This window comes from Rouxiella sp. S1S-2 (genome assembly GCF_009208105.1).
In the GTDB taxonomy this organism is placed as follows: Bacteria; Pseudomonadota; Gammaproteobacteria; order Enterobacterales; family Enterobacteriaceae; genus Rouxiella.
Genome location: NZ_WFKL01000001.1, coordinates 3,844,657 through 3,870,241, shown reverse-complemented (window position 1 = coordinate 3,870,241; position 25,585 = coordinate 3,844,657). Strand labels below are relative to the sequence as shown.

Below are 25,585 nucleotides of genomic sequence, written 5' to 3'. Positions count from 1 at the left end.
ATGGAACTGAAATCGACATCATTTGGCAAGCATCTGGCACAGCATCCCTACAATCGGGTGCGGCTTCTGAACGCGGGGGTCGAAGTCAGCGGCGATAAACACCAGTATCTTATTCCTTTTAATCAACTTATTCACATTCGCTGCAAGCGAGGCATTGTCTGGGGGGAACTCGAGTTTGAGCTTGCGGAGCAAAAAGTTGTGCGCCTGCACGGCACAGAATGGCAGGAAACTCAGCAGTTCTATCACTATTTAATGAAGGCGTGGCAAGCCTGGAGTCTTGAAATGAGTGAGGTCAGCGCTGGCGTTTTGCAGCAGCAGATTGAGAGCCTCACACGAATCGAGCAACAGGATGCCTGGTTTAAACGCTCTCGTTTAGCTGACGTGCAGAAACAGATAAAGAGTGCTTTTGAGGCGATCCCGGTACCGGTTGAGCGCCTTGGCGAGTTTGAAAACTGTCGTGATAATTACGAAATCTGCCTGCGTTGGCTGAAACAGGGCGCGCAGAGCGTTGAGCAGCGCAACCTTGACTGGACAGAGCGGGTTATCGACCAGCATCGTGATTTCTTTGACAGCGTAGAGACGACACCGCTCAATGAAAGCCAGTGTCGCGCGGTAGTGAATGGTGAAGATTCTGTCTTGGTGCTGGCCGGGGCTGGCAGTGGAAAAACGTCGGTCCTGGTGGCGCGTGCCGGTTGGCTACTGCTTCGTCAGGAGGCGTTACCGGAACAAATCCTGCTGTTGGCCTTTGGGCGTCAGGCCGCTGACGAAATGAATACCCGCATCAAAGAGCGACTGCAGGTTGACGGCATAAAAGCCAAAACCTTCCACGCCTTGGCACTGCAGATTATCCAGGAAGGCAGCAAGAAAGTTCCAAAAATCAGCAAGCTTGAGACAGACAGTAAGGCGCGCCGTGCTCTGTTGGTGAAAACCTGGCAACAGCAGTGCGCCGAGAAAAAGGCGCAGGCGAGCGGCTGGCGTCAGTGGCTTAACGACGAGCTCGAATGGGATGTGCCGGAGGGCGATTATTGGAAAAACAAGGCATTAGCCGAAAGGCTAGGCAGTCGTCTAGAGCGCTGGCTTGGGCTGATGCGCACTCACGGCGGCAGTCAGGCCCTAATGATTGAACAAGCTTCTGAAGAGGTGCGTGATCTGTTTTCCAAACGCGTGCGTCTAATGGCACCTTTATTAAAAGCGTGGAAAGCCAAGCTTAAAGAAGAGGATGCTGTTGATTTTTCAGGGCTTATTCATCAGGCAATCAATATTTTGGATAAAGGGCGCTTTATCAGTCCGTGGAAACACATTCTGGTTGACGAATTTCAGGATATTTCTCCCCAGCGTGCCATGTTGCTTGCCGCTCTGCGTAAACAGAACAGCCAAACCAACCTGTTTGCCGTGGGGGATGACTGGCAGGCAATCTACCGCTTTAGCGGCGCCGAGCTTGGATTAACCACCGCTTTTGCCGAGAATTTTGGCGAAGGCGCACAGTGTGCATTAGACACGACTTATCGTTTTAACGACAGAATCGGCGAAATAGCCAACAGGTTCGTGCTGCAAAATCCTCATCAGTTGAACAAGCCGCTTAACAGTCTGACCAAGGGTAATAAAAAAAGCGTAGTCATTTTACCCGATGACCAGCTCGAGAAATTGCTCGATAAACTAAGTGGTTTTGCCGAAGATGATGACCAAATCCTGATTTTAGCCCGTTATCACCATCTGCGACCCGACGTCATGCAAAAGGCAGCAACGCGCTGGCCAAAATTGAACCTCGACTTTATGACTATTCACGCCAGTAAGGGACAGCAGGCGGAGTATGTGATTATTGTGGGCCTGCATGAGGGTAACGACGGTTTCCCGGCGGCGGCGCGCGAGTCAGTGATGGAGGCGGTTTTATTGCCTGCGCCGGAGGATTTTGCCGATGCGGAAGAGCGTCGCTTGCTGTATGTGGCGATGACCCGCGCAAAACATCAGGTTTGGCTAATGCAGGATAAAGACTGTCCGTCGATATTTGTCGGGCAGTTGGAGGCGTTAGGCGTTCCAACGCAGCGTAAGCCGTAATCTCACGATGCGTCGTCGAGTATTATCGGCGACGCATAACCGAGTCGTCTATTTTAGGCGATCTTGCAGATAACGCTGATAGTCAGGAATGGTTATCTCGACGTCTTCTTTAAACAGCGGCGACTGAATTAAAAAGTCGGCGGTTGAACGGTTGTTGGCGACGGGAATATTCCACACTGTTGCCAGTCGCAGCAGCGCTTTAACGTCCGGGTCGTGCGGCACGGCATTCAGTGGGTCCCAAAAGAAAATTAGTACGTCAATTTTCCCTTCCGAAATTAATGCACCCACCTGTTGGTCGCCGCCCATGGGTCCGCTAAGCATGCTTTTCACCGGCAGACCGGTATTTTTTTGCACTAGATTCCCTGTGGTGCCGGTTGCGTAAAGGATATGTTCGGCAAGCTGCGCCTTATTGGCATCGACCCAGCTCAAAAGACTGCTTTTACAGTGGTCGTGGGCAACTAACGCGATATGTTTCTGTTTTGTAATGATACGAGTCGTGTATTCCATCAGCCTGGCCTTAAGAGGAAGTTTGGCTGATAGATTACTTAAACTCGGATTTTCAGGGAAGTACTTCGCGGGTAATTGTGGCGAGATGCGCGTTATTCAATAAAATAATCAGCTTATTGTGCAGAAAACCACTTACCGGCATCACTCGATGAGCGTGGGTTGTGTTGCAGCAACGCCCACAGCGAAAATGCCTGTTGACCTGTGGCTCTTTCCGCTTGCGAAAGCGTGGTGTTATCTACATTTTTGGCGTTAAGCGTCATCGAACTTTTTTTGGTCAGGGCAAATGCTGGAACAGAAGCCGTCTGTCCCGACAAATTATACTGCGTCATCGCCGCTTCAAAATTTTGTATGCTATTAACGTTTATTCCTGAAAGTCGATCCTGACGATAATCCACCTTATTCCCTTTCTCATCAATCAACGCGATATTCATATTCTTACTGAAATCACGACCTTCCTGCGCGTTGGTCAGGGCAGGAAGACTGATGCTCACCGAGTGCAGACTTTTTGCATTGAACGCAACGATGATGGGGGGGGAATGATAGACATGAGGTGTTTCCGTACTCACCGGTAAATTTTTACTTATTTGAAAAAGTATTTGATGCTGCCCAGCATCTAACTCCAGGCTGTCGGCACCCTTTAAAATAGGGCCCGAGACTTGCCTGCCATCCACGACCAGGAGATCGACTTCTGGCGATAGCTTAAGGCTTAACGCATAAGCAGGCGCTATCAGGTTTGCCAAAATAATACCGGCAACCATTGAACCAAGATTCATCACTCTCTCCAAACTTCGATGACTAACCCTCCCATTATTAAATATTGCTGATAATGTGTCAAAGTTTTACAAAATGTATTTTTATTGCACAATACTGAAACAACTTCCATCTCGCATTACGTGATGAAAATCCCGCTAAAAAAGTCAGACTGAATTACACTTAAGGAACCATTACGCAAAGGAGAGAAAGCCGTGCAAGATAGCGAAATCACTCAAATACTAAAAAAAATCAAAACAATAGCCTTAGTGGGCGCTAGCGATAATCCGTCGCGTCCGAGCTATGGCGTAATGAAATATTTACTCGACCAGGGGTATGAGGTTACTCCGGTAAGTCCAAAGCTGGCGGGGCAAACTTTATTGGGGCAAACAGTGGTCGCGACGTTGGCCGATATAAAACATCCTGTAGATATGGTTGACGTGTTTCGCAATCCCGAAGCCGCTTACGGCGTCGCGCAGGAGGCCATTGCTATCGGTGCCAAAACGCTGTGGCTGCAGTTGGGGGTTATCAATGAGCATGCTGCCGTGTTGGCGAAAGACGCTGGAATGCACGTTGTCATGGACCGCTGCCCAAAAATTGAGATCCCGCGCCTGGGATTGTCACACTAATTTTAAATGCGTAAGTATTGAAGCGTGCCCGTAACAGGCATAAAAAAACCGGTCACTCAGGACCGGTTTTTACTCGATGCGCGGGCTTAATTTCTAAGGCGCGGAGCCAGTAGCTGAGTGCGAACAGACTCGGCCAAGTCGTCCAGCGAGCTTTGTTCCGGGTGGGCAATGCGCGCTTCATGGTCGATTTGAATTTCTGCCAAATAAGTATGTATCGGCTGACCTTGGTCATCTTCCATCACCACGTGATACCACGGCGCGGCGCGCATTTGGTCATCGGCCTCAATTTGGTCTGCTTCAGGCTTATCGAGTGAATACTCTGCATCCACGTCGATAACGACGCCGAGATAACCTAACATCCGATGGCGTACCTGTTGGCCAATGCCGTACTTGCTTGCGGTCCCATATTTGCTGGCTATCATAGCAATCTCCTCAAAATAGCATCTTGCAAGAGATATGGGGGCAAACTCGCCCTTTTCAAGATCAACAGACCTTAAGCGGTGACCAGGCAGGCAAAACCTTTCAAATACAGGCCTTCAGGATAAGCGCCCGTCACCGGATGGTCGGCAGCCTGACGGAACTGTTCCACGAACTGGATCTCGCGACCCGCATCCAGCGCGGCGTCTGCCAAGATTTTTTGGAACAAATCGGTAGACAGCAGACCTGAACACGAGAAGCTCAGCAGAATACCGCCAGGGCGCATCAGCTGGAGTGCCAACATGTTGATATCTTTATATCCGCGGCAGGCGCTGGCTAACTGGCTCTTATTTTCAACGAACTTCGGCGGGTCCATAACAATCAGGTCGAATTGCTCACCCTGCGTGCGGTACTTACGTAGCAGCTGGAACACGTCATCACGCACGAAGTCCACTTTAGACAGATCGAGTTTGTTAAGCTCAACGTTCTTTTTAGCGATATCTAGCGCATCTTGCGAGGTATCGACGTTGGTGACTTTTTCACAGCCACCCATGAGTGCTGATACTGCAAACGCACCGGTGTAGGAGAAGCAGTTCAGTACGTTACGGCCAGCAGCATAGTTGCGTGCTGCCAGACGGCTGTCACGCTGGTCGAGATAGAAACCGGTTTTGTGGCCGCCTTTGATATCCACCAGCAGGCTCATACCGTGTTCCTGAATCGGCAGAAGGTCAGGAGGCGTTTCACCCAAAACCAGTCCCTGAGTCAGTTCAAGACCCTCTTTTTTACGTACTGCGACGTCTGAGCGATCGTAAATTGCGCACTCGGGATAGCAGTGCTGCAGTGCACTCAGTAGCGCCGCACGCTGGTATTCGGCACCGGCAGAAAGCAGTTGCAGTACTAAAAAGTTTTGGAAGCGGTCAATAGTGATACCCGGCAAACCGTCGGACTCTCCGGCAATCAGGCGGTAACCGTCCAGGCCGTCGCGCTTTGCCAGCCAGTCGCGCCAGATTTGTGCCTGTTGCAGACGGCGGATAAAGAAATCGATGTCGATAGCTTCGTCTTGCTTGAAACTCCAGACGCGCGCCCGGATTTGTGAGTCAGGCGAGTAGGCGGCGGTGGCCAGCCATTTTCCCTGGTTGTCTACAATATCAATAGTATCGCCGGAAAGCGGCTTACCTTCGACGCGTAATACAGCCCCGGAAAATACCCACGGGTGGCGACGAAGAAGTGATTTTTCACGGCCTTTGGCCAGATACAAACGTGCAGTCATATAATTAGGTTCTGTCAGTCTGGAGACAAAAAAGAGCGACATTGTCCGAGCAAGAGAATGAGATTGCAATGAATCAAATCGCTATGAGGAGATAATTATGTCAAAAACCAGTATAGCCGCTTACGTCTATGGCCGTGTACAGGGCGTAGGTTTTCGATTTGCCACTCAACAACAGGCCAACGGACTGGGCTTAACCGGCTACGCGAAGAATCTCGACGATGGCGGCGTTGAGGTTATCGCCTGTGGCGAACAGCAAAAAATTGATCAACTGCTCGACTGGCTCAGGCAGGGCGGACCGAAATACGCCCGAGTTGATCGCGTGCTAACCGAGCCCAGCGCCTTGGCGGAGTACGATGGTTTTAGCATCCGTCACTGAGCAAGCTAAAAAACTCTCAACGGCAGCTTACAAGCTGTTTAAATACATTTAACCGGTTTGGGCAGTCCGGCTATTTTGGTGGCCTGCTTGGCGGGGCCTTCTGGAAAAAGGCGATAGAGATAACGGCTGTTGCCTTTTTCTTCGCCATATTTCTGTGCCATAGCCTTAACCAACATGCGGATCGCCGGAGAGGTATTAAATTCCAGATAAAAGTCGCGCACAAATTTTACCACTTCCCAATGCGCGTCAGTCAGGGTGATACCTTCTTCCGCGGCCAGTATTGGGGCCAGCGCCTCGTGCCACTGCGCACTGTTTTTTAGGTAACCTTTGGCATCGGTTTCAATAACCTGGCCGTTAAACTCCAACATATAACCTCAGAAATCTTAAAAGCAGGGCGCAAGTTTAGCAAAAAAGAGCCTATAGCCAAACAAAAGCCCTGCTAAAAGCAGGGCTCAAGGGGCATGCAACCTGTTGGATCAGTTACTGCGTGATGACAGACCCAATATGCTCAGGAGGCTGACGAATACGTTATACAGCGAAACGTAAAGACTTACGGTGGCGCGAATATAGTTGGTTTCACCGCCGTGAATAATGTTGCTGGTTTCCCACAAAATGGCACCCGCGGAGAACAGAATAAACAGGCAGCTAATGGCCAGCGACAGTGCCGGGATCTGCAGGAACAAGTTGGCAATGACCGCAACCAGCAACACCACAAAACCTGCCATCATCATGCCAGAAAGGAAAGACATATCCTTACGCGTGGTGAGCACGTAGGCCGAACAGCAGAAGAACACCAGCGCCGTACCGCCCAATGCCAGCATGATGATGTCGCCTGCGCCCGCCGCCAGCAGTGAACTCAGCAACGGCCCGAGGGTGTATCCCATAAATCCGGTCAATGCAAAGGTGCAAAGAATACCGGCAGGGCGGTCAGCCATGCGGTAGGTCAGGAACATCAGTCCGTAAAAACCAACCAGAGTGATCAGCATTCCGGGTGACGGTAATCTGAGAACGGTGCTTGCCGTGGCGGTAATAGCAGAAACAGCCAGCGTCAGCGCCAGCATTAAATAAGTATTACGCAGCACTCGATGCGTGCTGAGCAGCGAGCCCGCGCGTGAAGAGGTTGAGGCAACGATACGATCCATTTTTATAATCTCGCTTATCGACAAAAGTGAAGTCGGTGAAAAAGCATTCAGTCTAGAATAATAGATAGTTGCTGAGCGTGATTAAAGGGGGTTTACCCTTCTTTACCACCTCAACCTCTTCTTTACCCAAAATAGATGAGAAGAATAAAGATAAGGCGAGTTTTTAAACTTAGGCCTGAGAAAATAGTGCAAAAACGTCGATTAAAACACCACTTGAGCGAGGGGTGGCTATTTTTGCCGCAAATGAATAAAATCAGGCTTTACAACTCGCAGGGCTATGTTTATAGTGCGTTCCGTTGCGGAGGGGTGGCCGAGCGGCTGAAGGCACCGGTCTTGAAAACCGGCGATGGGAAACCATTCGAGAGTTCGAATCTCTCCTCCTCCGCCATAAACAACACAAGAAAGCTGCTAAGTCATTAGCGGCTTTTTTTGTATCCAAAATGTGCCGCAATGAAAAACCAGCCTGTTGGCTGACTTTCAAAAGAGAACGGGGGCACGTGAATGCATGCGTAACGACCAATGGGCGGGAGCGAACCCCGCCATTGGGTTGCGTCTTCCTTATCTTATCTTGGCTTAACTTCATAATTGATGCTCAGAACAGAAAGCTCCAAAGCTCCCGCGCGCAGTGTAACGACTCCCCCCCAAATTGCTCAATTAATCACCACGCAAATCAATTATTTAATTATTTAAAACTTCTTAAGCGCCACTTCCTTTTATACCTCTTAATATGTTCATTTACGGTGATGAATTAGCTGGCAATTTTATGCGCAATTTCTTGCTATTTTTTCAACGCCTTTAGCCTGCAAAATCGGCAAATTCAGCAGTGGCGGGTTTATTACTAAAATAAATTGAATATGTGCCGGTTTTTCAAGCAAATGAACAACTTCAGGCTTTACATCCTCATCCCCAGTGTTTATAGTGCGTTCCGTTGCGGAGGGGTGGCCGAGCGGCTGAAGGCACCGGTCTTGAAAACCGGCGATGGGAAACCATTCGAGAGTTCGAATCTCTCCTCCTCCGCCATAAACAACAGAAGAAAAGCTGCTAAGCAATTAGCAGCTTTTTTTTTCGTCTGTATTTTATCTCGATGTGCTCCTGATAGAGTTTCCGACTCGATCCCTGTTCGAATCTGTACCTTTACACTCACTCCCCCCAATACGATTAAAATTCCTGTAAGCTAGCCCTTCAAAGACCGGTATTAATCATAATTTAACGTCTAAATTGAGGTGGTTAATGGGACCGAGCGTAGATTTGGTGACCTCTTCCGTGCATTTCCCAACGCAGGCCGAAGTGGTGGTTATTGGTGGAGGAATCGTCGGGGTTGCTACTGCGCTGGCGTTGGTGAAGCAAGGTGTCAGTACGGTATTGCTTGAAAAGGGCACTGTTGCCGCCGAACAGTCGAGCCGAAACTGGGGTTGGTGTCGCCGAACTGGTCGGGATATACGTGAACTACCGCTGATCAATGCCAGTATGAGGCTGTGGGAATCCATGAATCACACTACCGGGCGCGAAACGGGATTTCGTCGTCAGGGAATTATTTACAGCTCACGCAGCGAAGAGCAGCGCGAGCGGCATTTGAGATGGATTGCTGAGGCTAAGCACTATGATATCAATAGCCAAATGCTCTCACGCTCACAGTTGGCGGATAGAGTCCCTGGCCTGACATCAGACTTCGCTGGAGCACTCTTTACTGAGGCTGACGGGCGAGCCGAACCACAAAAAGCCACACCAGCCATGGCAATGGCGGCAATGGATGCGGGTCTCAACCTCCAGCAGCACTGCGCGGTGCGTAGCATAGAACGCAGTGCGGGAAGAGTGAGTCAGGTAATTACCGAGCATGGCGCCATAAGCTGTCAGTCTGTAGTCGTCGCAGGCGGTGCCTGGTCGCGACTGCTTTTACAGGGTTGTGGCGTTGAAATTCCGCAGCTTAAAGTATTATCGACCGTCTTGCGCACTCGGCCGCTAGAGGCAGATATCTCCTCCTGTGTCAGCCTTGGCAGTGTGGCAATTCGTAAACGTCTGGACGGTGGCTGGACCGTTGCCAGTGCAGCCAGCAACGTGGTGGATATTACTCCTGATTCGCTGCGTTTTATGCGTCAATTTATGCCTGCTTTCAAAGTAGAGCGTCGTTCACTGCAGCTTCGACTTGGTCAGCGTTTTATTGAAGAAGCGCTGTGCTGGAAGCCGGGGCAGGCAGATAAAGTCTCGATTTATGAACGTATTCGCATATTGGATCCTGCACCTGACCGGTCCGCCCTCGGGCAAATGGTTGTCGACCTCAGAAAGGCACTGCCGGTATTTGATAATTTGCAGGTGGCGCAAAGCTGGGCTGGGCTAATTGATACGCTGCCCGATGCGATCCCGGTGATTTCTGGCGTAGGCAGCGTGTCAGGACTCTTTGTTGCAACCGGTTTTTCTGGTCATGGTTTTGGGATTGCACCTGCGGCGGGTCAACTCATGGCGGATTTGGTTCAGGGCAGGGAGCCTATTGTCGATGCAGCGCCTTTTCGCTTTTCTCGCTTTACCGACGGCGAGCTGATTCGTGCTCAACACTGGCTTTAGTACGATTTTTTATAGCGTCTGAAAAGTGGCTACAAGGCCACTTTTGACTATTTCTTGTTCTTACTCTGTTCTGACGCCTGATGCCATAAAAGCATGCTGCCTTCTGAGTGGCCGGTAACGGGGTCTGTCTCGGGCAGCGGAACTTTCGCTACGGCTTTGGTGCGCACTGCCAGTTTGGCTACGTCATCGTGACACAAATCGGCAGTCACGTTTGGCGGATAAGCCCCCACCATCATAAAATTCTCGTCGGCCGAAACCTGCTTGTGTCCCACTCCAGCAGGCAGCAGCAAAACATCCCCCACGTTAACCTGAATAATATTGCCTTTCTCACCGCCCAACTGCAGCTTGGCCGAGCCTGCGAATACGCCCAGCGCTTCGGGGGTATTACTGTGAAAATGCGTGAAAGGGTAAACGCCATAGCGCCATTGGGGCGGCCAGCCGTTGGTGGTAAAGAGATGCTCGAGATAATCGGCGTTGTCTACGGCTTCGGGGGCAATAACATGGTGATAAATCAGCACCGGCAAAGGACTATTGGGCACGCCGCCGTCCGATTTAGTGATGTACAAAGTCTCCATAGCCACCTCTCTCGGCTCCGCAATGCTCCAACGCGACAGCGCCATTAAAGGAATTAAACCGATAAAAGTACAAAAGCGACGTCGATCCAGCTGCATTGGCACGGCTCCCTGTCTGCGAGGATAATTTAAAAACAGCCCTTTCTGATGGGTAAATCTTCATCAGTCAGCATGAATCTCAATAACTTACCTTCATCAGGTATAGATCAAAATCCAGTGAATATCACGAAAAATCAACAGACAAATTGACGTTTTTTTAGCGCTCTGCGTCAGAGATTTATCAGAAAAAACTGAAATCTGGCCAAAATCAACAAATAAAAGTATTACAAATTTGATTAAGGACCATTTTCTTCTACCTTTAAAAGACATAAAGCACTTCTGGAGGAGAAGTCATGAATAAGAAAATGTTGATTATGGTTGCTACAGCGGTTTCAGTGCTTGCGGGTTGTCAGACTTATGACCGCGCGGCGAGCTATGTTAAAGAGCCTGTAGTCAGCGACGTCAAAGTCGGGATGACAAGAGCGCAGGTACGTGCGATTGCCGGCCCACCATCAACCGAAGCGACCCTAATTCACGCCAAGGGTACTTGTCAGACTTATGCCGTTGCCCCACGTGATGGTAAGGCACAGACTTACTTCGTTAGCTTCAACGACACCGGCCACGTGTTGAATAAAGGTTATCAGACCTGTTCTGACTACGATAAAGACCCGCAGTCAGGTAGTTAATCGCTAAATCACCGCCAATCTCGCTTTGGCGGTGATTTGCCTCAGTTAGCAAAGAAAAAACCTGCCATTCCGGCAGGTTTTTTTATCATCATCACTCAGTGGGTTAATCCGTCATTAAGCCTGTTGTGTGACGATACGCACCCCAACTTTACTTACCCGCTTGCCTTCCATTTCGGCAATGGTCCACGTCAGACCGTCCCACTCGATGTGGTCACCGATTACCGGCTCACCGCCCAAAAGCTGAATAACAAAGTGGCCAAGCGACAGCGTTTTGTCGATTGCCTCATCAAGATTTAAACCATAAAGCTGGGAAATCGCCTCCAAGGGTGCATCGGCTTCCAAAATAAAATCCCCGAAGAAGCGGTCATCGATGACCACGGCATTGGTATCGCTGAACAGTTTACCGAGCTCTGGCAAATCTTTTTCTTGTCCGATTACGCAAAGAATATCGCCCTCTTTAAGGCGCGTGCTGCCGGTCGGGTGCAGCATCACGGTGCCGCGGAACAGGGCGGCAATACGCGTTTCCTTCGGCATTTTCAGATCGCGCAACGCTGCACCCACGCACCATTTTTCTGAGCCAAGCTGATAAATAAAGTGCTCCCACTGAGTATAAATATCAATATCGAGGCCGACGCGAGAAATGGGCGCAGGGGCTGGCGGAATAATGACCTTGGCTTTTTTAGCCGCGAAGCCGAGCGACGTTCCTTGCAGCAGCAGCGAAACCAGCACGATAAAGAACGCGACGTTGAAATAAAGATGCGCCTGTGGGAGGCCGGCCATCATCGGAAACACTGCCAGAATGATCGGCACCGCGCCGCGCAGGCCGACCCAAGAGATAAAGAATCTTTCCCTCAGGGTAAAGTTTTTGAACGGTAACAGGCCAACAAACACTGAGAGCGGGCGGGCAAACAGAATCATCCACAGCGACAGGGCCAGCGCGGAAATCGCAATTGGCAGCAGATCGCTGGGCGTCAGTAACAGCCCCAGCACCAGAAACATGGCTATTTGGCTCAGCCACGCCAGTCCGTCAAAGGTTTGCATGATGCCGTGTTTGTTACGTACAGGAAGGTTGCCTAGCATCAAACCGCAAAGATAAACCGCCAAAATGCCACTGCCGTCGAGCGCAACGGTGGCGGCATATACCAGCAGCCCGCCGCTGAAAGCCAGCAGCGGATAAAGGCCTGTAGGTAAGGTGACGCGGTTTATTAGCTGCTGTAATAACCAGCCGCCGCCCAGCCCGAAGGCTATGCCGAGGCCAAACTGGCGCACGACGTCAATCAGGAACATCCAGCTCAGGCCGTGTTCACCCTTGGCTATCATGTCTATTAGGGTAATAGTCAGAAATACCGCCATCGGGTCATTGCTGCCCGATTCGATTTCAAGCGTTGCGCTCACGCGCTCATTGAGACCTTTGCCTCCGATTAGCGAAAATACGGCGGCCGCGTCGGTCGAGCCGATAATGGCGCCAATCAGCAGTCCCTGCATGAGATTGATATGGAAAAGCCAGGCCGCTGCCAGCCCGGTGAGGCCCGCGGTAATCAGTACGCCGACGGTGGCCAGCGAGAGAGCGGGCCATAATGCGACGCGAAATGACGAGGCGCGGGTACGCATTCCGCCGTCGAGTAAAATCACCGCCAATGCCAGGTTGCTCACCAGATAGGCTGCGGGATAGTTATCAAAAGCGATGCCGCCGATACCGTCTACGCCAGCCAGCATACCGATGGCCAAAAAGATGACCAAAATAGGGATCCCGAGGCGGGAAGAAAGCGAGCTAAGCAGAATACTCGCTGCTACCAACAGTGCGCCAATAAAAAAAAGTGTGTTGATAGTACTCGCATCCAATTTGTCGTTCTCCTGTGAATATTGCGGCGATAATGCAGTAATTGTGCCAATTACTAGATGATTAATTTAACAGGAATTAGTGACGGGCGCTGGCTAAAATTTGGATTTTTATTAGGCAATGAGCCGGTCTTATAGCTCATGCGTTATTATCAACTTTTACTCATTGATTTCAGTGTGCCGAGCCACGAAAGCCCGAGAAAAGCTATGCTTATAGTTATCTAATTTGAAAAAGGATACAGACATGGCACAGTTTACCGGGATCCATCGCGAAATTTTACAGGATGGCACCATCAAACACGTTTTAGTACGCGACGAACAGGGTAACGAACAGATTAAAGCGGCCAAGGATTACATTTCCGAGGGCATTCGTCCGCAGTTGGACGACCTGCCTGAAGTGGGCACTGATTCCGAGTTTCCGCAAGATGCGAAGGGGTAACCTTTGTGTTATTTTTCGCGAATCGGGCTAGGCGTATGCCGTTGAATCTGAGAAGTATTTGGGGTTTAAAAAGAAAAAAACCAGCGGTTAAATCGGACGGGTGGACCGAATAACCGCTGGCGATCATCAAATTTGATGAGCTAAGGAGAAACTGAGGTCGTCAGTTATCTTTTAATGCAGTATCTGTGCCAACAACGTTAATCTTTCTATTTTTGAGCAGTGCGTTCAGCAAAATTGCGCCGAAGGTCGCCGTGCCGATACCGCCCATAGTGAAACCGCCAAAGGTCAGTGAGAAGTTGCCAGCCCCCAGTACAAGCGTCACTGCGACCATAATCAGGTTGCCATTCTGGTTCAAATCAACGTTATTCTGTAGCCAGATACGTGCGCCTGCTACCGCAATGAGACCGAACACCACGATAGATGCGCCGCCCAATACTGGACCTGGAATGGTGTGGATCAGTGCACCAAATTTGGGAGAGAAGCCCAACAGAATGGCAAACACTGCCGCCGCAACGAAAATCAGCGTCGAGTAAATCTTGGTTACCGCCATTACGCCAATATTTTCAGCGTAGGTGGTCACCCCGGTGCCACCCGCCGAGGCTGAAAGCATCGTCGCCAGTCCGTCGCCGACGAAGGCGCGACCGAGGTATGGATCGAGATTTTTACCGGTCATTCCCGCTACAGCTTTAATATGGCCCAGGTTTTCGGCGATTAAAATCACCGCGACCGGCGCAATCAGTATCATCGCATGGCTGTCAAACACCGGCGCGGTAAAGCTCGGCATACCCAGCCAGGCTGCACTCGCGATGCCGCTAAAGTCGATGGGTTTGCCTAATCCTAGTACGTTGGTGATAACAAAATAGATAGCGTAGGCCGCGATAAGTCCCAACAGCAGCATCAACCGCTGCACCAGTCCGCGAGTAAAGACCGCTACGCCACCGATGCACAGCACAGTCACTACCGCCATCCAGCTGTCAAACATCGAAGACGCCACGCTGCCCACCGCAATCGGTGCCAAATTGAGGCCAATCGCCATCACCACGGCACCCGTAACTACCGGGGGCATAAGTTTTTCTATCCAGCGGGTGCCGATAGCCATGACCACAAAGCCAATCAGCGTATACAGCGCACCGCAGGCGATAATGCCCCCCAATGCGAGGGCAATATTCGGATTGGGGCCGTGACCGCTGTAACCAGTAACCGCAATAACCAACCCAACAAATGAGGCGCTGGACCCCAGATAACTCGGTATGCGACCACCGACGATAATAAAGAACAGCAGGGTGCCAATGCCGGACATCAAAATCGACATGTTGGCATCAAAGCCCATCAACAGGGGCATTAACACGGTAGCACCAAACATCGCCACCACGTGTTGTAATCCCATGATAAGCGTCGAGCCTAAGGGTAACCGCTCGTCCGGTGCTATCACTGCACCTTCCAGACTGCCTGTTCGTTTACGCCAATGAGGAAACCAGGTATTCGCCATCATCTTCTCCACGTCTTGTTACTATCTATAAGATAAAAACAGGGGAATGGCCTGAACTTCAGACCGGTGCTTGTTGACGTATCAAAGGGTGATAGCGTCGGTCAAAATAGACCAATCCATGGCTGTCATCGCTGCGTAAAATATCAATAACTTCACAAAATAAAACGTCGTGCGTGCCGATACTGGTGACCTGACTCACACGGCAGTCGAACGAGGTCAGTGCGCCTTGCAACGCGGGAGAACCGGTGGCCATCGCGACCCATTCTGCTGCTGCGAATCGCGTTTCCATCGGCGTTTTACCGCCAAATAGGTTGGAGAGTGACTCGTGACGGTCCGAAAGCGTGTTAACGCACAGCACCTGATTTTGCTGGAAAACGGGATAAACCGAAGCTGAACGGTTCAGGCAAACCAACAGCGTTGGCGGCGAATCCGTCACGCTGCAGACCGCCGAGGCGGTAAAACCGGCACGCCCCGCAGCGCCGTCGGTAGTAATGATGTTTACCGCCGAGCCAAGGTGTGCCATGGCGTCACGAAACGCCTGTTTTTCGACGCTGGCAAGCTCGGCCAACGGCAAGTCTTTCATCTGTTTTGACTCTTTAATGGGAAGAGTATTTTGATTTTGCATAGGTCAGGTTAACTCCGCTGTTCAGACGCGATGGGTCAGATAATCTGACACACCCGCTCAAAGTCGAGACGCGGCGAGCGCGGATAAACCTTGCTGCTGTCGCCATAGCCGATATTTAGCAGGAAATTGGCTTTCCAGCCACTTGCTGCCAGAAAGGTTTCGTTGACCTTATCTTGGTCAAATCCTGACATCGGGCCGGTATCGAGCCCTAGCGATCGCAGCGCGAGAATCAGATAAGCCGCCTGTAAACTGGCGTTGCGAAACGCCGTTTCGTGAGCCAACTCCGGGCTTGAGGTAAACCACGATCGCGCGTCGCCGTGCAGGTACAGCTCAGGAAGCAGGTCATAAAATGCCGGATCGTAGGCCAAAATAGCGGTAACCGGTGCACTCAGCGTTTTTTGCAGATTGCCGCTTGATAGCGCTGGAGCCAGTTTTTCTTTCGCCTCTTTACTGCGGATAAAAACCACCCGCAACGGGCAGCAGTTGGCCGAGGTTGGCCCCATGCGCGCCAAGTCGTAGGCCTGTTTTAACAGTTCGTCGCTGACCGGTGTGTCCTGCCAGCCGTTCTGTGTGCGCGCCTGGGTAAACAGGGTAGCGAGTGCGCTATCGATTAATGCTTCGGCCATACGTATTATCTCCGTTGATTATTGACTGTCGTTGGCCGCCAGCGCCTGCGGGGCAAAACGCAGCAGCCATTGTTCAAGAATAGGGTTAAACGTTTTACTGTCAGTCACACTCATGGCATGCCCGCCGTAGGTCATTTGTACGTGTTCGCCGTGCGGAAGATTTTGCGCCAGCGCGGCAGAACAATGCCACGGTACCAGCAGGTCATCTTTGCAGCTGAAGGCCAGCGTTGGCGTAATAATGCTGCTCAGACTGTCGCTGAGATCTGAAGCCATCAACGCCTGCAGTCGATTCATCAGGTTTTCCATGCCTTGGAAGTGCGCAACCTGATGTTGCTGCTCCTGCTGCAATAAATCCGCATGTGCAGAAAGCCAGTCTGCGGGGTATAAAAACAGCGGCTGCGCTTGGACATAGGCCTCAACACCGCTGTTAAGCAGCAGATTTTGACGCACGTTAAAGCAGCGACGTGTCTGACTGTCGAGCACCGTCCAGCCGTTGATGACGACCAGACTTTCAAGCAGCGCTGGATAACGCTTGGCCAAATGCAGACCGAGAATACCGCCGAGCGCGTGGCCAATCAGGTGACAGCGGTTTATTTCCAGCGAGTTCAGCAAGCCTGCCAACTCATCGGCCATATCTTCCATGCGATATCCCGGTGGAACATCACCCTGACTGCTGCCGGTGCCATATTGATCGTAGACCACCACGCGAAAATACTTTTCCAGCATCGCCAACTGCGGTTGCCAAAAACTGTTGACGCCACCAAGGCCCGACGAGAGCACCACGGTTTGCGCCGTCGACGACGTATTTCCCGATATTTTATAATACAAGGTGCTTTTACTCATGCTTGTTCCACTCGATTCGTTGTCAACGCGGCTATTTGCCCACGTGCGCGATAGAGGCGATTTCTACTAAAGCCTCTGGTTTCACCAGGCCACACTGAATACAGAAACGCGCCGGTTTTTCACCGGGGAAATATTCGGCATAAACTGTGTTAACCGCCGCGTAGTTGCTCCAGTCAGTAATGAAAATCGAGTTAAAGGTGACGTCATCCATTGTGCCGCCTGCAGTTTCAATCACCTTTTTAATGGTTTCTAAAACGTGGCGGGTTTGCGCGGCGGCGTCTCCCGGAAATACCACGTTGTTCTCTTTATCAAACGGCAGAGTGCCAGAAACGTAAACGATGCCGTCGGCCATTGTGCCAGGAACGAAAGGCGCAATAGGGACGCCGGTGCCTTCAGGAATGATGATGCTTTTTGGCATGGTGCTTATCCTTTTAAAATAACCTGTTGGACAAAGACGACGTTATTAGGCCATCTGGCTCAGTTTTTCGCTGGTTTTTGCCACGGTATTGCAGAAGTTATCTACGTTAGAGACCCAGCCAAAGAAGGTTTCAATGTTATAGATTGCCGCTTTCTGTACAAACTCCGGGCCGGCCTGATGAGTTGCGTCTTCGAGTACTACGCTGAAATACTCAAGGAAGAAGCCGTCTCGCAGGGTGGATTCCACGCAGACGTTGGTGGCAATACCGGTAAATACCAGATGATGAATGCCGTAGCTGCGCAGCAGGCTGTCGAGTTGGGTATTAAAGAAGCCACTGTAGCGCGGTTTTGGCAGCACGATGTCGCCGGGCTGCGGCTGCAGTTCGTCGACCAGGTCATAGTCCCAGTCGCCTTTCGCCAACAGTTTTCCCATCAACTCAGGGCGTTTGCGCATCGTTTTCAAGGCATTTGATTTATGGTAATTAGGTGAGCCTTCACCCCCCGCCTCAACGTACTGATTGTCCCAACCGTTCTGGAAGAAAATCACTTTAATGCCCGCCGAACGTGCGGCGGAAACGGCGCGTTTGATGTTGGCGATAACCGGCCCCGTGTGCGACACGTCAAAGCCCGCGAGATCCAGATAGCCGCCTGGTGACGCATAGGCGTTCTGCATATCAATCACAATCAGCGCGGTTTGCTGCGGGGAAAATGCCAGTGATTCGGGGCGAGCCGGTAAAATCACTTCACTGTCTACGCAGCCTGGATCTCGACGCACGACGGAGTTTTCAACAATTTTCATTACGCGACCTCTTTTTCAGCGGATGTTTCATTGAACAGGTATTGACGGGTTTTCATGAGTGGCTGAATAAACTGACCAAAGTTTTCAATGCCCTGAACGAAATCGTCGAAAGTCAGCAATACGCCCTCGGTGCCGGGTACGGTGTCAATTTCGTCGAGCATTTTTGCTACGCTGGCGTAGGAGCCTACCAGCGTGCCCATGTTGATATTGACCGCCGATGTTGGGTCTGCCATCTGGCGTACGTTGGTGTCAGAACCGGATTTAGTGTCCTTGCTGCTCTGATCGGTGAGCCAGGCGAGGGCTTCACTGTCGGCACCGGCCTTGTAAGCGTCCCATTTGGCACGGGCAGCGGCGTCGGTTTCGTCGGCAATGACCATAAACAGCACGTAGGAAGCCACGTCGCGTTTTTCAGCTTCGGCCGCCGTTTTCATGCGCGCAGAGGTTGGGGCAAAGGCGGTGGGAGTGTTCACGCCCTTGCCAAAGCAGAAGTTGTAATCGGCGTATTTGGCAGAGAAGGCCATGCCTGCGTCACTCTGACCGGCGCAGATCACTTTCATTTCGGCTTTTGGACGCGGGCTGACGCGGCAGTCGTCCATTTTGAAAAATTCCCCCTGCATATCGCAGTGGCCGGTGCCCCACAGATCGCGCAGCACGGTAACGTATTCCGTCAGATAGTCGTAGCGGCGGCTAAAATAGTCATCACCGGGCCACATGCCCATCTGCTCATATTCGGGCTTTTGCCAGCCGGTTACCACGTTTACGCCAAATCGGCCGTTAGAGATTGAGTCAATGGTCGCGGCCATGCGCGCCACTATCGCCGGTGGCATGACGAGCGTTGCGGCGGTAGCGTAGAGCTTAATCCTGGAGGTCACGGCAGCCAGCCCGGCCATGAGCGTGAACGACTCCATGTTGTGCTCCCAGAATTCAGTTTTGCCGCCAAATCCGCGTAATTTAATCATCGAAAGCGCGAAATCAAAATTGTAGTGCTCGGCCTTCTGCACAATGGTTTTGTTCAGCTCAAAGGTCGGCTGATACTGTGGCGCGTTTTCAGAAATCAACCAGCCATTGTTACCGATAGGAATAAAGACGCCGATTTTCATAGCACACCTCGTAATTGAATAAGACCTTTACCGATGAGGGACATTCGCGTGAAACACGCAGTGGCCCGGGTCAAAACAGCGCCGCTTGAGTGCATCCTGCGGGTTCCAAATTGCGCTACGCTGTTTGACGCGTTACAGAACGGTTTGCAAACTCGATGCCAGTTTTGTGATTTTGTTATTTATCAGCATGTTGAGTTGTGATGTGAGAATTTTGTGGAGCAAATGGTCAAAAGTGGACCATTTGGTAAAAAATAACTGCACACAAAACGAACATGATTGAGCGAAAATGGTGCGCAAATGTTAATTTTTCTCAAAGCAAAGGGGCCAGGGTCACAGGAGCTGTGGCTGGTCGTAGTCGCGATGGGAAGCATTTGTTATGCTTTATGAAAGCAATGCTTACAGGAAGAGGGTGAAGCCATTGGCAGCTGATGGAGCTATCGGCAGTAAAAAGCCGCCGACGAGGCGTTCGCGAGCCGTTGCGGCAAAGCGCAGCACCATTATGAGCGCCGCGCTGGAGTTTTTTTCTTTATACGGTATGCATGGCACCAGTCTGGATCAGGTGGCCGAGCGTGCGGACGTGTCCAAAACAAATCTTCTTTACTACTTTCCCTCGAAAGAAGAACTCTACGTAGCGGTGCTGAAGGATTTGCTGGATATTTGGCTGGAGCCGCTTAAGGCGCTGAATGCTGAACAGCAGCCGATGGAAGCCATTAAGCAGTACATCTATCTTAAGCTTTGCGTTTCGCGCGACCATCCGCAGGCTTCGCGACTGTTCTGTCTGGAAATGCTGCAGGGCGCGCCGTTGTTAAAACAGGTCTTAAGCACGCATCTCAAGCAGCTGGTGGACGAAAAGTCTGACATTATTCGCGGGTGGGTGCAGGCAGGTCAAATTGCGCAAATTGAACCCCTGCATTTGCTGTTTATTTTGTGGGCGACCACGCAGCACTATGCTGATTTTGGCGTGCAGATTGAGGCCATTAGCGGCCAAACGTTGAATGATGACGCGTTCTTTGAACAGGCAGTTGCCAACATTCAACACATTATCACCCAGGGTATCAGGCCTGTGGGTTGAGCTAATTGCCGCGCAAAAAAATGCCCATGCAGGTTAACCGCATGGGCATTTTTATTATGCAGAGAGGACTATTTTGTCTTCTGCTGAGTTCTGCTGCGGATCCAGTAGCCGATACCCAAAACCACGAACCACAGCGGTGTGACCATTAGCGCCTGACGGGTATCATCCTGCAAGGTTAACAGCACCAGAACAAAGGCGAAGAACGCCATGCACACCCAGCACATTACAATACCCAATGGCATTTTGTATTCAGAGGTGGCGTGCAGCTGAGGCCGTTTGCGGCGATAGACCAGGTACGAGCAGAGAATAATGGTCCACACAAACATAAACAAAATCGCCGACACGGTCGTCACCAATGTAAACACCGTCAGCACGTTGGGGATCAGATAAATCAGGACGACGCCAGCCAGCAGGCAAATGCAGGAAAAAATCAGTCCGTTTGACGGCACCGCGCGCGACGAAAGTTTGCCAAACGCTTTAGGTGCCATACCGTCCTGACCTAAGCCAAACAGCATGCGGCTGGTGGAGAAGATCCCACTGTTGGCGGACGAGGCGGCAGACGTCAGTACCACAAAGTTGATGATACTGGCCGCAGCCGGCAGGCCCGCAAGCACAAACAGCTCAACGAATGGACTTCTGTCGGCGGCCACTGTGTTCCACGGCGTGACACACATAATGGCAATCAGCGCAAAAACGTAGAACATGATGATGCGGATAGGAATGGCGTTAATCGCCCTTGGCAGTGACTTCTTGGGATCTTTGGTTTCTGCCGCTGTGGTGCCGACCAGCTCAATGCCGACGAAGGCAAAAATGGCTATCTGGAAACCGGCGAAGAAGCCGCTGATGCCTTTAGGGAAGAAGCCACCGTTGTCCCACAGGTTGCTGAAGGCCGCCACGGATCCTGCTGGCGTTTGGTAATGCATTAATACCATCACCAGGCCGGTGATAATCAGGCCAACGATGGCAACAATTTTGATCATCGCGAACCAAAACTCGGTTTCGCCGAACATTTTTACCGTCGCAAGATTCAAGCCAAACAGTATCAGCACGAAAATCAGCGACGCAACCCACTGCGAAAGTCCGGGGAACCAGAACTGCGCATAAGAGGTGACGGCGACCACGTCAGCGATGCCGGTCACTACCCAGCAAAACCAATAAGTCCAGCCGGTGAAATAACCTGCCCACGGCCCCAGAAGGTCGGCGGCAAAATCACTAAAGGATTTGTATTCGAGGTTCGACAGCAGCAGTTCGCCCATCGCACGCATGACGAAAAACAGCATAAAACCGATAATCATATACACGAATATGATCGACGGTCCGGCGAGGCTAATCGTTTTGCCCGACCCCATAAACAGGCCGGTGCCTATAGCACCGCCGATGGCGATCAGCTGGATATGACGATTTGTGAGGTTTCTGCGCAGGTGTTCGGGGGAATCATCCCCAGATTGTGCGATGGTTTTGGTCTCGTGTGGCATAGGTTATTTCTTCCTGTCATGTATGGAATAAGGGCTCTATCTGGCTCTTTTCTCAATTTTAATATTATGGGTACACTGCCGCGTGAGGATGGACTGCATTCGGGCAGAGTGGCTTCATAATAATGTTAAATTCCAGCGAATTATAACGTTGCAGATAAATAATCTAATAGCGAATGTACCTTTATTTTTACAGACCGAGTCCAACTGTTGCATTAATCATCTCTAATTAGCAGCATTTTGTCCGTTATGCACGGGTGAATGTCGTTTAGTGAGGCGCAGCTCAGAGAACATTGCGCCATACTTACCTCAGGCAGCGGAATTTGGTCCCTGCCGACGAATGGAGAAAAACTATGTTAGCCGACCCGTCGCAGAAGTATGTTGCATTCCCCACCGTGGATTTACCCGATCGTCAGTGGCCGGGGAAAACGCTCACGAAGGTGCCGCAATGGTGTTCAAGCGATCTACGGGACGGTAACCAATCGCTTGCCGAGCCAATGGATAATCAGCGCAAACGTCTGTTTTTCGACCTGCTGCTGCGCTGTGGTTTCAAGCAGATTGAAGTGGCTTTTCCTTCGGCGTCGCAAACCGATTTCGATTTTGTTCGCGGCTTGATTAACGACAAAGCCATACCTGAAGACGTGCATATCCAGGTTTTGACCCAGTCACGTAGCGATTTGATTGAGCGTACCTTTGAGTCGTTGATCGACGTTCCGCGCGCCATCGTGCATTTATATAACGCCACGTCGCCGATTTTCCGCGACGTGGTATTTAACCAAGACAAAGCGGCCACGCTGGAGCTGGCCGTGCGCGGCGCAAAACAGATCCGTCAGCTTTGTGAAAAATATCCGCAAACTAAATGGACCTTTGAGTATTCGCCGGAAACCTTCTGTTTTACCGAGCTGGAGTTTTCCCTCGAGGTGTGTGAAGCCGTAGCGGCAGTGTGGGAGCCGTGCACCGAGCGTCCTATGATTTTGAACCTGCCTGCAACGGTTGAAGTCAGCACCCCTAACGTCTACGCCGACCAGATTGAGTGGTTCTGCCGCCATTTCAGCCGCCGCGAACAGGTCTCAATCAGCGTGCATCCGCACAATGACCGTGGAACCGGCGTCGCCTGCGCAGAATTGGCGATGATGGCCGGTGCCGACCGCGTTGAAGGCTGTCTGTTTGGTAACGGCGAGCGGACAGGTAACGTCGATTTAGTGACGCTGGCGCTGAACTTCTACACTCAGGGGATCTCACCGGGACTTGACTTCAGTGATTTGAAAGGCGTGGTCGAAACCGTGGAGCAGTGTAACCAGTTGCCGGTACACCCTCGCCATCCGTACGCCGGTGAGCTGGTGTTTACCGCCTTTTCCGGATCGCATCAGGATGCTATCAAAAAGGGTTTTGCCGCACAAAAGCAGCGCGAAGACCAACATTGGCAGGTTCCTTACCTGCCACTGGACCCCGCCGACGTTGGCTGTAGCTACGAAGCGGTTATTCGCGTTAACAGTCAGTCTGGAAAAAGCGGTGCCGCATGGCTGCTTGAACAAAATCACGGCTTGAAAATGCCGCGTGGCCTGCAGATAGAGTTCAGCAAAGCGGTACAGAAAGAGACCGACAGCAGCGGTAAAGAGATGAGCACCAGTGACGTGTGGCGTCTGTTCCGCCAGCGCTATGGTTTGGTTGATCAACCGGTGATGAAACTGTTGAGCTATGATATTCGCAGCGACGAAAACAACCTGCGCCATTTCAGCGCGAAGGTGAATTATCAGGGGCAGGAACTGGCACTGAACGGCAGCGGCAACGGACTGCTTTCTTCTGCGGTAGACGCCCTGCATCGTACCTTTGATCTGATGCTGGAAATTGGTGACTATGACGAACATACGCTGGGGCATCAAAGCCACAGTCGCGCCGTAGCCTATGTTAGCTGCCAGCGTCCGCACGGCGAACGTGTTTACGGGGTGGGAATCGACAGTGACGTGTCCAGTGCGTCGTTGCAGGCGCTGTTTAACGCCAGTGCACAATTACTGGTGTAGATGATTCAGGTTATAACATTTATAGAACGGCTGGGGCGTCCGCCAAACGGGCCGCAGGATTGAAATACTCGCTGGGTGATACACCCAGCGTTCTACGAAACATGGCACTAAACGCGCTGGGACTGTCATAACCCAGCTCCAGCGCAACATCAATAACCGACTGTCCCATCGCCAGCGCATTCATTGCCGCCAGAATTTTCGCCCGCCTCACCCAATCACTAAAGCGCAACCCAGTCTCTCGTTGAAAACGGCGTGAAAGCGTTCTGCCACTGATCGCCATATTTGCCGCTACATCTTCAAGCTCCCACGCAGCAGACAAATCCGCACGGATCCGCTGGCAAAGTGCAAACAGCGGTGGGTCACTGGGTTCGGGAAGGTGCAGCGGTAAAATTGGCAGTAAGCGCAGTTCATCGAGGATAAGCTCAATGATTCGCTCGTCGCGTCCGCCTGCGGCATAGTTGGCCGGTACGCTAAAGGAGGCGAGGATCAGTTCGCGCAGCAGCGGTGAAATCTGAACCACCTGACACTGGGCGGGCAGGTCGGCACGTGCTAGTGAGTCAACAAACAGCGTTCTTGCCTGAACGCCGCCAATAAAGCGCAGACTGTGGACCACGTTGGCGGGTAGCCAGACGCCGCGACCGGGCGGCACCATCCACACGCCGTGTTGGGTCGAAACCTGAACCACGCCAGAGAGGGCGTGGATTAGTTGGGAGCAGCTGTGGCTGTGCGCGGGCTCACAATCACCGTGTTGATAGTCAACTGCAATAGCGGCAAGCGATTGATTTCCAGCTAAGGTATTGTCATGCATGGTGAAGCCAACGTCCAAAAAACTGTTTTAAGAGATAATTCGTTTAGGCGTGGGGGTTATTTTTTGCCTTCTCAGCGGCCGTTCTCGCCTCTTCCGCAAGCCGATCAAGCTCTTCTTCTGTCAGCTGTTCAGCCACTTTGTGCAACTTTGCCAAGCCATCACTGACGTGAACATCATCAGCTTTTGTTTTGTTTTCGCTGTTTTTTTCACTCATGGAATACACCTTGAAGCAGATTAAGGGTTATTCATTTTAGCAGATTTAATCTAAACCCACGCAGGCTAAAAAAAAGAGAGCCATTCTGGCTCTCTTTTCTTGCGGCTTCAACAAAATTAGACCGGAGATGGCGTCATACCTATCGTTATTGACGATATCCAAATTTGATTTGCTGCAGGGTATTATTGAAAATCTCTGCCTGTTGAGGGTCCTCAATTTGGGCGATAAATTTTTCAAGATTCAGAACGACTTTACCTGCATCTGCCTGACCAATCGCTTTAAGCATCAGTGTCAGCGTCGCTTTAAGACAGGCAACCTCTGTTGCCAGGGTTTCAACGCTGGCCTCGGTGTTAAAATTGCATGTGCTCATTATAATCTCCTTAAAAAAACCAACCGCCTGTAGGCGGTCGGATAGCGCGTTCAATAACTTTACAGCCTCTCTATAGGAAGGCTGCTGAAAATGTGGCGCTATACTAGCACACTCCTCTGTGACGCTGGGAGACGGCTGTTGTGCAACTCTTGCTGTAAGGCCAAAGTTTTACGAAATTAGCACAGAAAAATAATCCTAAACCGTCAAGTATGCTAAACGAATGGTCAACGATGAGACTACTTCAGGTATTTTTTCAGTTTTTAGATATTTAAACTGAGGGCATCATGGCATTAGTTAAATAAATTCAGTTTAAATCAGTAATATATCAAGTGAATCAGCTGATGTTATTTTGCGCATTAATAAACCTTATATGCGCAAAGTCAGATTCTTTCTTAATGGTTGTTGTTTTTTTGAGCGGTTGGTGGGTTTCTAAATGATTTTTATAGGAT

At 51.0% G+C, this 25,585-nt stretch carries 27 protein-coding genes and 2 tRNA genes; 10 read left to right on the top strand and 19 right to left on the bottom strand.

Translation table 11 applies throughout. The annotated features are described in order from the left end of the window. Complete coding sequence (helD, locus tag GA565_RS17770; protein WP_152199763.1) at positions 1-2,055, top strand: DNA helicase IV; 2,055 nt, start codon at positions 1-3, stop codon at positions 2,053-2,055. A 48-nt stretch (positions 2,056-2,103) separates the two neighbouring features. Here the strand turns inward: helD and GA565_RS17765 are convergent, their stop codons facing one another. Then, positions 2,104-2,562 (bottom strand): methylglyoxal synthase, encoded by a 459-nt coding sequence (locus GA565_RS17765; protein WP_152199761.1) that lies wholly within the window; start codon positions 2,560-2,562, stop codon positions 2,104-2,106. A gap of 113 nt (positions 2,563-2,675) precedes the next feature. Continuing rightward, positions 2,676-3,320: a DUF2057 family protein gene (locus GA565_RS17760; protein ID WP_226950993.1), complete on the bottom strand. Its 645-nt coding sequence runs from the start codon at positions 3,318-3,320 to the stop codon at positions 2,676-2,678. Between the two features lie 207 nt (positions 3,321-3,527). Between GA565_RS17760 and GA565_RS17755 the strand changes: the two genes are divergently transcribed. Further along, the gene (locus GA565_RS17755) at positions 3,528-3,941 is read left to right on the top strand and encodes a CoA-binding protein (RefSeq protein ID WP_152199758.1); all 414 of its coding nucleotides are present in this window, start codon (positions 3,528-3,530) and stop codon (positions 3,939-3,941) included. 86 nt (positions 3,942-4,027) lie between these two features. On the opposite strand, the gene hspQ is transcribed toward GA565_RS17755, so the two are convergent. Together hspQ and rlmI are read right to left on the bottom strand one after the other, a co-directional pair. Further along, positions 4,028-4,363 carry a heat shock protein HspQ gene (gene hspQ, locus GA565_RS17750; RefSeq protein WP_152199757.1) on the bottom strand — a complete coding sequence of 112 codons (336 nt, stop codon included), beginning with the start codon at positions 4,361-4,363 and terminating at the stop codon, positions 4,028-4,030. A 71-nt stretch (positions 4,364-4,434) separates the two neighbouring features. Then, positions 4,435-5,628, bottom strand: a complete 1,194-nt coding sequence (rlmI, locus tag GA565_RS17745) for a 23S rRNA (cytosine(1962)-C(5))-methyltransferase RlmI (RefSeq protein ID WP_152199755.1) — start codon at positions 5,626-5,628, stop codon at positions 4,435-4,437. 97 nt (positions 5,629-5,725) lie between these two features. On the opposite strand from rlmI, the gene yccX reads away from it, so the two are divergent. Further along, positions 5,726-6,004 carry an acylphosphatase gene (gene yccX / locus GA565_RS17740; protein WP_152199753.1) on the top strand — a complete coding sequence of 93 codons (279 nt, stop codon included), beginning with the start codon at positions 5,726-5,728 and terminating at the stop codon, positions 6,002-6,004. A 38-nt stretch (positions 6,005-6,042) separates the two neighbouring features. Here yccX and tusE read toward each other — a convergent pair whose 3' ends face one another. Together tusE and yccA are read right to left on the bottom strand one after the other, a co-directional pair. After that, complete coding sequence (gene tusE, locus GA565_RS17735) at positions 6,043-6,372, bottom strand: sulfurtransferase TusE (protein WP_152199751.1); 330 nt, start codon at positions 6,370-6,372, stop codon at positions 6,043-6,045. A gap of 108 nt (positions 6,373-6,480) precedes the next feature. Next, positions 6,481-7,146 (bottom strand): FtsH protease modulator YccA, encoded by a 666-nt coding sequence (gene yccA / locus GA565_RS17730; protein WP_152199749.1) that lies wholly within the window; start codon positions 7,144-7,146, stop codon positions 6,481-6,483. Positions 7,147-7,446: 300 nt separating this feature from the next. Between yccA and GA565_RS17725 the strand changes: the two genes are divergently transcribed. From GA565_RS17725 to GA565_RS17715, 3 genes are all read left to right on the top strand, one after another. Continuing rightward, positions 7,447-7,534: transfer RNA gene (locus GA565_RS17725), tRNA-Ser, on the top strand. A gap of 544 nt (positions 7,535-8,078) precedes the next feature. Further along, positions 8,079-8,166: transfer RNA gene (locus GA565_RS17720), tRNA-Ser, on the top strand. A 210-nt stretch (positions 8,167-8,376) separates the two neighbouring features. Continuing rightward, positions 8,377-9,705, top strand: a complete 1,329-nt coding sequence (locus GA565_RS17715; RefSeq protein WP_152199748.1) for an FAD-binding oxidoreductase — start codon at positions 8,377-8,379, stop codon at positions 9,703-9,705. Positions 9,706-9,752: 47 nt separating this feature from the next. Here the strand turns inward: GA565_RS17715 and GA565_RS17710 are convergent, their stop codons facing one another. Beyond that, positions 9,753-10,376, bottom strand: a complete 624-nt coding sequence (locus GA565_RS17710) for a cupin (RefSeq protein ID WP_152199746.1) — start codon at positions 10,374-10,376, stop codon at positions 9,753-9,755. Between the two features lie 293 nt (positions 10,377-10,669). On the opposite strand from GA565_RS17710, the gene osmE reads away from it, so the two are divergent. Beyond that, positions 10,670-11,002: an osmotically-inducible lipoprotein OsmE gene (gene osmE, locus GA565_RS17705; RefSeq protein WP_152199744.1), complete on the top strand. Its 333-nt coding sequence runs from the start codon at positions 10,670-10,672 to the stop codon at positions 11,000-11,002. Between the two features lie 114 nt (positions 11,003-11,116). Here osmE and GA565_RS17700 read toward each other — a convergent pair whose 3' ends face one another. Next, on the bottom strand, positions 11,117-12,844 hold the full coding sequence (locus GA565_RS17700) for a potassium/proton antiporter (RefSeq protein ID WP_152199742.1): 1,728 nt from the start codon (positions 12,842-12,844) through the stop codon (positions 11,117-11,119). Between the two features lie 241 nt (positions 12,845-13,085). On the opposite strand from GA565_RS17700, the gene GA565_RS17695 reads away from it, so the two are divergent. Further along, positions 13,086-13,280: a hypothetical protein gene (locus GA565_RS17695; RefSeq protein WP_152199741.1), complete on the top strand. Its 195-nt coding sequence runs from the start codon at positions 13,086-13,088 to the stop codon at positions 13,278-13,280. Between the two features lie 160 nt (positions 13,281-13,440). On the opposite strand, the gene rutG is transcribed toward GA565_RS17695, so the two are convergent. From rutG to rutA, 7 genes are all read right to left on the bottom strand, one after another. Continuing rightward, positions 13,441-14,769: a pyrimidine utilization transport protein G gene (rutG, locus tag GA565_RS17690; protein ID WP_152201601.1), complete on the bottom strand. Its 1,329-nt coding sequence runs from the start codon at positions 14,767-14,769 to the stop codon at positions 13,441-13,443. Between the two features lie 58 nt (positions 14,770-14,827). After that, entirely contained in the window at positions 14,828-15,352 is a 525-nt protein-coding gene (gene rutF / locus GA565_RS17685) for an NADH-dependent FMN reductase RutF (protein ID WP_152201599.1), read from the bottom strand. A 77-nt stretch (positions 15,353-15,429) separates the two neighbouring features. After that, positions 15,430-16,020, bottom strand: coding sequence for a malonic semialdehyde reductase (locus GA565_RS17680; protein ID WP_152199739.1), 591 nt, complete (start codon positions 16,018-16,020; stop codon positions 15,430-15,432). Between the two features lie 18 nt (positions 16,021-16,038). Then, positions 16,039-16,848 carry a pyrimidine utilization protein D gene (rutD, locus tag GA565_RS17675; protein ID WP_152201597.1) on the bottom strand — a complete coding sequence of 270 codons (810 nt, stop codon included), beginning with the start codon at positions 16,846-16,848 and terminating at the stop codon, positions 16,039-16,041. A gap of 46 nt (positions 16,849-16,894) precedes the next feature. Beyond that, the gene (rutC, locus tag GA565_RS17670) at positions 16,895-17,281 is read right to left on the bottom strand and encodes a pyrimidine utilization protein C (RefSeq protein ID WP_152199738.1); all 387 of its coding nucleotides are present in this window, start codon (positions 17,279-17,281) and stop codon (positions 16,895-16,897) included. Between the two features lie 45 nt (positions 17,282-17,326). After that, the gene (gene rutB, locus GA565_RS17665) at positions 17,327-18,079 is read right to left on the bottom strand and encodes a pyrimidine utilization protein B (RefSeq protein WP_152199736.1); all 753 of its coding nucleotides are present in this window, start codon (positions 18,077-18,079) and stop codon (positions 17,327-17,329) included. Next, entirely contained in the window at positions 18,079-19,179 is a 1,101-nt protein-coding gene (rutA, locus tag GA565_RS17660; protein ID WP_152199734.1) for a pyrimidine utilization protein A, read from the bottom strand. Before rutA ends, rutB begins: the two co-directional genes overlap by 1 nt. Positions 19,180-19,597: 418 nt before the next feature. Here rutA and rutR point away from each other — a divergent pair, with 418 nt between their 5' ends. Continuing rightward, positions 19,598-20,251, top strand: a complete 654-nt coding sequence (rutR, locus tag GA565_RS17655; RefSeq protein WP_152199732.1) for an HTH-type transcriptional regulator RutR — start codon at positions 19,598-19,600, stop codon at positions 20,249-20,251. A gap of 68 nt (positions 20,252-20,319) precedes the next feature. Here rutR and cycA read toward each other — a convergent pair whose 3' ends face one another. Next, a complete protein-coding gene (cycA, locus tag GA565_RS17650) occupies positions 20,320-21,726 on the bottom strand; it encodes a D-serine/D-alanine/glycine transporter (RefSeq protein WP_152199731.1) in 1,407 nt (468 codons plus the stop codon). A 350-nt stretch (positions 21,727-22,076) separates the two neighbouring features. Here cycA and leuA point away from each other — a divergent pair, with 350 nt between their 5' ends. After that, the gene (leuA, locus tag GA565_RS17645; protein WP_152199729.1) at positions 22,077-23,744 is read left to right on the top strand and encodes a 2-isopropylmalate synthase; all 1,668 of its coding nucleotides are present in this window, start codon (positions 22,077-22,079) and stop codon (positions 23,742-23,744) included. A 19-nt stretch (positions 23,745-23,763) separates the two neighbouring features. Here the strand turns inward: leuA and GA565_RS17640 are convergent, their stop codons facing one another. The 3 genes from GA565_RS17640 to GA565_RS17635 form a co-directional block, all read right to left on the bottom strand. Next, the gene (locus GA565_RS17640; RefSeq protein WP_152199727.1) at positions 23,764-24,552 is read right to left on the bottom strand and encodes a helix-turn-helix transcriptional regulator; all 789 of its coding nucleotides are present in this window, start codon (positions 24,550-24,552) and stop codon (positions 23,764-23,766) included. Positions 24,553-24,595: 43 nt separating this feature from the next. Beyond that, complete coding sequence (locus GA565_RS24655) at positions 24,596-24,766, bottom strand: hypothetical protein (protein WP_193311930.1); 171 nt, start codon at positions 24,764-24,766, stop codon at positions 24,596-24,598. 145 nt (positions 24,767-24,911) lie between these two features. Next, on the bottom strand, positions 24,912-25,136 hold the full coding sequence (locus GA565_RS17635; RefSeq protein WP_055778120.1) for a DUF2594 family protein: 225 nt from the start codon (positions 25,134-25,136) through the stop codon (positions 24,912-24,914). Positions 25,137-25,585: the final 449 nt, after the last annotated feature.